The sequence below is a fragment of the Paraburkholderia sp. GAS348 genome, assembly GCF_050434205.1.
Lineage (GTDB): Bacteria > Pseudomonadota > Gammaproteobacteria > Burkholderiales > Burkholderiaceae > Paraburkholderia.
Map to the genome: position 1 here is coordinate 45155 of NZ_JBNPVT010000034.1, position 6694 is coordinate 51848.

At 60.3% G+C, this 6694-nt stretch carries 4 protein-coding genes; 3 read left to right on the forward strand and 1 reads right to left on the reverse strand.

Annotation, left to right across the window (positions count from 1 at the left end):
* Positions 1-4: 4 nt before the first annotated feature.
* Positions 5-3058, forward strand: coding sequence for an efflux RND transporter permease subunit (locus tag P3T22_RS31160; RefSeq protein WP_429327037.1), 3054 nt, complete (start codon positions 5-7; stop codon positions 3056-3058).
* Between the two features lie 176 nt (positions 3059-3234).
* Here the strand turns inward: P3T22_RS31160 and P3T22_RS31165 are convergent, their stop codons facing one another.
* The gene (locus tag P3T22_RS31165) at positions 3235-3411 is read right to left on the reverse strand and encodes a hypothetical protein (protein ID WP_429327038.1); all 177 of its coding nucleotides are present in this window, start codon (positions 3409-3411) and stop codon (positions 3235-3237) included.
* 209 nt (positions 3412-3620) lie between these two features.
* On the opposite strand from P3T22_RS31165, the gene P3T22_RS31170 reads away from it, so the two are divergent.
* Both P3T22_RS31170 and P3T22_RS31175 read left to right on the forward strand, forming a co-directional pair.
* A complete protein-coding gene (locus P3T22_RS31170) occupies positions 3621-6011 on the forward strand; it encodes a DUF6531 domain-containing protein (RefSeq protein ID WP_429327039.1) in 2391 nt (796 codons plus the stop codon).
* A 1-nt stretch (position 6012) separates the two neighbouring features.
* Positions 6013-6384, forward strand: coding sequence for a DUF6984 family protein (locus P3T22_RS31175; protein ID WP_429327040.1), 372 nt, complete (start codon positions 6013-6015; stop codon positions 6382-6384).
* The last annotated feature ends 310 nt before the right edge of the window (positions 6385-6694 follow it).

A 6694-nucleotide genomic window follows, 5' to 3' on the forward strand; every position in this document is an offset into this window, starting at 1 on the left:
CGCGATGACATTCACCGATCTCTTTATCCGGCGGCCCGTACTGGCATCGGTGGTCAGCCTGCTGATCCTCGTGCTTGGACTGCGCTCGCTGGCCGCTCTGAAAGTCAGTCAGTATCCGCAGACCGAAAACGCCGTCGTGACGATCAGCACGGCTTACTATGGCGCGAATGCCGACACCATCGCCGGTTTCATCACGCAGCCGCTCGAAGCGGCGATCGCTCAGGCGCAAGGCATCGATTACCTGTCCTCGACAAGCACCACCGGTGTGTCGACCATTATCGCCACGCTGCGCCTGAACTATGACTCGAACCGCGCGCTGACCGAGATCAACACGCAGATCCAGTCGGTGCGCAACCAGTTGCCGCCGCAGGCGCAGCAGCCGGTGCTGACCGTGCAAGTCGGGCAGACCACCGACGCGATGTACATGGGCTTTTACAGCGACGTGCTGCCGAGTAACAACGTCACGGATTATCTGCTGCGTGTCGTCAAGCCCAGGCTCGATTCGATCGAGGGCGTGCAGACGGCCGAAATCCTCGGCGGGCGGCAGTTCGCGTTGCGCGCGTGGCTCGATGCGGCGCGGCTCGCCGCACACGGCGTGACGGCCGCCGACGTCTTCACGGCGCTCGGCAACAACAACTACCTCGCGACGCTCGGCACGACGAAGGGGCAAATGGTCAGCGTCGACCTGAACGCGGGCACGGATCTGCATACCGTCGACGACTTCAAGCAACTCGTCGTCAAACAGAAGAACGGCGCGATCGTGCGCCTCGAAGACATCGCGAATGTCGTGCTCGGCGCCGACAGCTACGACTTCAACGTCGCGTTCAGCGGCAAGCGTTCGGTGTTCATCGGCATCAAGGTCGCGCCGGACGCCAACATACTCGATGTGGCCCGGCGCGTGAAGGCCGTCTTTCCCGGGCTGCAGAAGCAGTTCCCGATCGGCATGACGGGGGAGATCGTTTATGACGCGACCGACTTCGTCAACACGGCGATCTTCGAGGTCATCAAGACGCTGGTCGAGGCGCTGCTGATCGTTACCGTGGTGATTTTCCTGTTCCTCGGCAGCTTTCGAGCGGTCATCATCCCGCTGATCGCGATGCCGTTGTCGCTCATCGGCACATTCTTCGTGATGCAGTTGCTCGGCTATTCGATCAACCTGCTGACCCTGCTCGCGCTCGTGCTCGCGATCGGGCTTGTCGTGGACGACGCGATCATCGTGGTCGAAAACGTCGATCGTCACATGATGGAGGAAGGCAAGGCGCCATTCGATGCCGCGTTGATCGCCGCACGCGAACTCGGCGGACCGATCCTCGCGATGACCGTCGTGCTGATTGCCGTGTATGTGCCGATCGGTTTTCAGGGCGGCCTGACGGGTGCCCTCTTCACCGAGTTCGCCTTCTCGCTCGCCGGCGCGGTGACGGTATCCGGTGTGATCGCGCTCACGTTGTCGCCGATGATGTGCTCGCGCCTCTTCCGCGCGGAGCAGGAGTCTGGGCGCTTTGCGCGCTTCGTCAACCGCCAGTTCGAACGCATTCATCATGGCTACGGCCGGCTGTTGCACGCGACGCTCGACACCTGGCCCGTGTTCATCGTGATGGGCGCGCTGCTGCTCAGCGGCACGGTCTACCTGTTCATGACGTCGAAATCGGAGCTCGCGCCGCAGGAAGATCAGGGGATCGTCCTCTCGCAGATCCAGGGGCCGCCGAACGCAACCATCCAGCAGATGCAGATGTATGCGGACCAGGTATTCAGCATCTCCAAAGCATTGCCTGAATACTCGCAGATGTTCCAGCTCACCGGTGCGCCTACCCTCAACCAGGGCATCGGCGGTGTGCTGTTCAAGACATGGGACCAGCGCAGCAAGGGCGCAACCGCCTTGCAACAGGAATTGCAGCAAAAATGGAATCAGATTGCCGGGGCGCGCGTCGCGGCATTCCAGTTTCCGCCCCTGCCGGGCTCGCAGGGCTTGCCGGTGCAGTTCGTCATCAGCACGACCGAGCCTTTCGAGAATCTCAACGAAGTATCGCAGGCAGTCCTGCAAAAAGCCCGCGCAAGCGGCATGTTTTTCTTCGTCGACAGCGATCTCAAGCTCGACAAGCCGGAAGCCACGCTCGTTGTCGACCGCGACAAGGTCGCCTCGCTCGGGCTCTCGCAAAGCGACGTCGGGCAAGCGCTCGGTTCGGCGCTCGGGGGCGGCTATGTCAACTACTTCTCGATCGCCGGGCGCTCGTACAAGGTGATTCCGCAGGTCTTGCAGACCGACCGTCTGAATCCCTCGCAGGTGCTCGATTACTACCTGCGCACACCGGACGGCAGCGTCATTCCGGCTTCGACGATTGCGCATATCCAACACAACGTCGTGCCGGAATCGATCAACCACTTCCAGCAACTCAACTCGGCGACGATCTCAGGCGTGATCGTGCCGGGCGTATCGCAAGGCGAGGTGCTCGACTTTCTGCGCAAGGCGACCGCGCAGGCCGCGCCAGCCGGGTATTCGGCAGACTACTCGGGGCAATCGCGGCAGTTCGTGCAGGAGTCCGGCGGTTTCGTCGTCACACTGATGTTCGCGACAATCATTGTGTTCCTCGCGCTCGCGGCACAGTTCGAAAGTTTCCGTGACCCGATCGTGATCCTGGTTTCAGTGCCGATGGCGCTCTTCGGTGCGCTCATCTTCATCAACATCGGCTTGACGACGCTGAACATCTACACGCAGGTCGGGCTCGTTACGCTGATGGGGCTCGTCAGCAAGCACGGCATCCTGATCGTCCAGTTCGCCAACGAACTGCAACACGCCGGCAGATCGAAGCGCGAAGCCCTGGAAGAAGCAGCGGGCGTGCGGCTGCGCCCGATTCTGATGACGACAGCGGCGATGGTGCTTGGCGTCGTGCCGCTCGTGATCGCCTCGGGCGCCGGCGCCGCGGGCCGCAATGCGATGGGGCTCGTGATCTTCACGGGGCTGTCGATTGGTACCCTCTTTACATTGTTCGTAGTGCCTGCGATGTATATGTTCCTCGCCGCCGATCATCATCGGGAAGTTGGAGCGCCGAAGGCGGGCTAGTACAACATCCCCTAAATATTTTGAATAAATAACCGCCCCGGTATCATATTCAACTCAAGGTACCGAGCCAGCCTTAGCGGTGTATACCGCTTTCTATTGCTTAATAAGGTCCGCCCAGGAGCGGGACATTTTTTATCCGCGGATTGCAACGCTTGCGCTTCGTCCGCGCCCGTCTCCTATTCACGCAGTTCGCGCAGTTCGCGCAGTTCGCGCAGTTCGCGCAGTTCAATGATGCCGGCCAGTGCGTCGAGTTCTTCCGTTGCGCCCGCTTCAATCTGCAAATCGTTGATGGTGTCGCGGTCAACGATGGCGCGTACCGGATGTTCCCCTTCGTTGTAGATCGTACCTTTCATGGTTTGCGCCTCCTCTGGATGCCCGCACGGCGGGCGTTGTTGACGCACAGATTAGCGCCGGTCCTGCTTTAACGCTGCCAGTTTCAGCCGGTCTGTAAAGATGTGTCGCGCGACGGCGCTTTTCAGAAGTGTCCCATTTTGACTCCCAACTCCCCGATGCAGTGTCGTTTATTACGCATTTCTAACGACACGTTACAAACGGGAGATATATGAGAATAAACAAACCGTCTTGCGGGCCAGCAGGCAACCTGGCCCGTGTACTGGCCGCATTCATGCTGCTACTGTCGGCGTTCGGCGCGCGAGCTGACTACACGTCCGACTGCACCAGCCGCTACGCACAATCCGGCGCAATACGAGGCACGAAATGGTGTGCCCTCGACGCGGCGAGCAATTCTCCAGGTGGGCCGGGTGGCTATGCATGCCTGAACGACATCGATCTCATCAAGAAGTGGTGCGCAGGCGAAACCGATCCGCAGCCTGAAAAGTCCTGTCCGGTTGCCGATCCTGTTTATCCGGGCAGCGGTGCCGTCACGCTCGGCAGCACGGATTTCGTCAGCGGCGACGACATGCCGATGGTGTTCTCCCGCACCTACCGCTCAGCTTCGCTCGGCGCTGCCGGCAATGCGATGGGCCCCGTCTGGTTCCACAACTGGCAGCGTCAACTGAACCTCGCGAGCGCCAACAACGGCGGCTCATCCAAGGTCGTCGCCTTCCGCGAAAACGGTGAACCGGTCACCTTCAACTGGTCGGGCGGCTACTGGCGCACGGGGGCATTCACCGGCTTCACGTTGGCACAGAACGGCCCGGACTGGCTTCTGACCGACCAGCTTGCCGGCACCGCCGAAACGTACTCTCCCAAAGGCGTTCTGCTTTCGGAGCGCACAAATAATGGCTTCACGCGAACCCTGAACTATGACGGTTCGGGACGCCTTAGCACGATTACCCAGCACGGTGACGATGCACTGGTGAAGTTCGATCTGACGCTCCGCCTCGATTACGACAGCAAGGGCCGCATCTACAGGCTGACCGATCCGACGGGTGGCATCACCCAGTATGCGTACGACGCGAACAATAACCTCGTTTCCGTTACCTGGCCCGATGGCAACGTCCGCCGCTACGTGTACGACGACAACCGGTTCGCCAATGCGATCACGGGTGAGATTGACGGAACCGGCACGCGCATCGCTACGTGGACCTATAACGCGGATGGCAAGGCCACTGCGGTCAGTCACCCGGACACGACGCGCAACGTGCAGTTCGCCTATAGCAGTGGCTCGACTGCTGTTACCGACAGCCGGGGCACAACGACGCTGGGCTTCTCGTCGATAGGCGGCATGCTCCGGCCTACCGCAAGCAGCTCAGCATCGGCGACAACTTCCACGACGTGGACCACCTCGGGCAACGTGCTCAGGGAGACGACAGCGAGCGGCGGTACTGCCGACTACAGCTACGACGATGCAGGCCGGCCTGTCCGCTGGACCACGCAGAACCCGGCCACCGGCACGCGGATCGTGTCGACACGCTATGCCGACGCGACAGGTATCCGGCCTTACATGATCGCGTCACCCGGCAAGCTGCGCACGTTCGTCTACGACGATCGCGGCAACATTACCGGCTACAGCGAACGCAAGACCAGCGACCCGACAGGCGCGAGCGCCTTCGACGCGGCGTGGGATGGCGAGCGCCAGCGCACCACCGGCGTCCGCTACGACGCGCTGAATCGCGTGACCGGCGCGCGCGTCTACGTCAACAACCAGCTTACCGAGGACTGGGTCTATTTCTACGACACCACCGGCAATCTGGAGACTGCACAGAACCTCAGGTCGCCGTGGCTTCGCGGTAACGTCGGACGGGACGCGGCGCATCGCGTGACGAGGCAGTCCAGCAACGGTTTCAACGCCGATATTGCCTATGATCCGCGAGGCCGGATAACGCGATTCAGATACGACGAGGCAGCCGCGCCGTCCAACGGCCGCGTGGCACGCGTTCTTGCCGTGGACTATGGGTATGCGTCGGACGGTCAACTGGCCTCACGCAGCGGCACGGTGGCAACAAACGGCGGCGCGCCCGTTTCGATCGGCAGCGATGAGATTGACCAGTGGCTCGATAACTACGAGGCCGGTATCGATCCGGTTGGGCCACCTCCGGGTACGCTTGGATGGGCTCGCGCACTGCTTCGGGCATCGTCCGAGCCAGGGCTCATACCGATCTGCATCGAGTGCATGTTCAATCCCGCGCTCAGTTGGGGTTGGCAGATGTCGTCAGACAATGACGACCCGTTCGGTATTATCGGTATCGCTGGCACACTTCGCGGCGCGGTCAATGGAATCGCCAATCTCTGCAAGCCGACCGGTGCTAACAGCTTAGAAGGTATTGCTTTCAAGAGAGATCATTACATCAATCGCGCGAAGGCCGATAATTTAGACTTGGACAAGGCCGAAGGCATCATCGCTGATGAGTTACGCCGGATTCGCTCTGACATGGTCCCCGGGCAGCATCAAATCGGACGCACCGAAGTTGACGGGCAACCTGTCCAATGGAGAGCGTATATGTTGCCGAACGGCGATATTAACGTTGGAACAATTTTTGTGATCAAGTGACATGGACCGTGAACTAACCGATTGTGAGAAGTCGTTTATTCGTGAGGTCGCAGCACGACTCGATCCCGAGGACGGAGCGAGGCTCATGCACGACTTGGCAAACGCTCACGCCGAGCCAATGCTGGATGACGGTTCGCTAATTCTCTTCCATATTGACGGCTACCAGCGCCCCCAAGAGCGGGGACAACATACGTACCCGTATGAAGGGACACTGAAAGACGCGGACGGTGCGGTAGTCGATGTCCTCCTCCTTGCTGACCCGGCTGATCGTCTGTTTCAGCTGGAGTTCTTGCGTTGGGGCGATGGCCCGTTGAAAAAGCCGGACTGGACGACGCTAAAGATTGTGCATATCAGCGACAGGGGCAAATTCTGACCGGTTGCCAGAATCGTTGCCCCCGGACGGCACGGGCGCGAGTTAAACCAGAAGCGGTGAATGGATCGGCTTTAGAGGAAAAAAGTGACGGCCAAGTTGGCCCTTGAAGACATCGATGACGCTCGCGTTCGTCGCCCGTACTTTTTTGTTTTTTTGCTGGAGGATGACGAGACATATTGGGTTGGCCAGTTCTCTCCATTCATGCGGATAGTGATTGACCTTGCCCCCGTTCCGCGAATCCCATAACCGAGGGAATTATGCGGCTCGTCCCTGCTGAGCCGCGAACCAGTTTTTCTCGAATGTCATGGGA

Coding starts and splice junctions, on each gene's coding strand:
- P3T22_RS31170 (WP_429327039.1), top strand. CDS start 3,621: ATGAGAATAAACAAACCGTCTTGCGGGCCAGCAGGCAACCTGGCCCGT.
- P3T22_RS31175 (WP_429327040.1), top strand. CDS start 6,013: ATGGACCGTGAACTAACCGATTGTGAGAAGTCGTTTATTCGTGAGGTC.
- P3T22_RS31160 (WP_429327037.1), top strand. CDS start 5: ATGACATTCACCGATCTCTTTATCCGGCGGCCCGTACTGGCATCGGTG.
- P3T22_RS31165 (WP_429327038.1), bottom strand. CDS start 3,411: ATGAAAGGTACGATCTACAACGAAGGGGAACATCCGGTACGCGCCATC.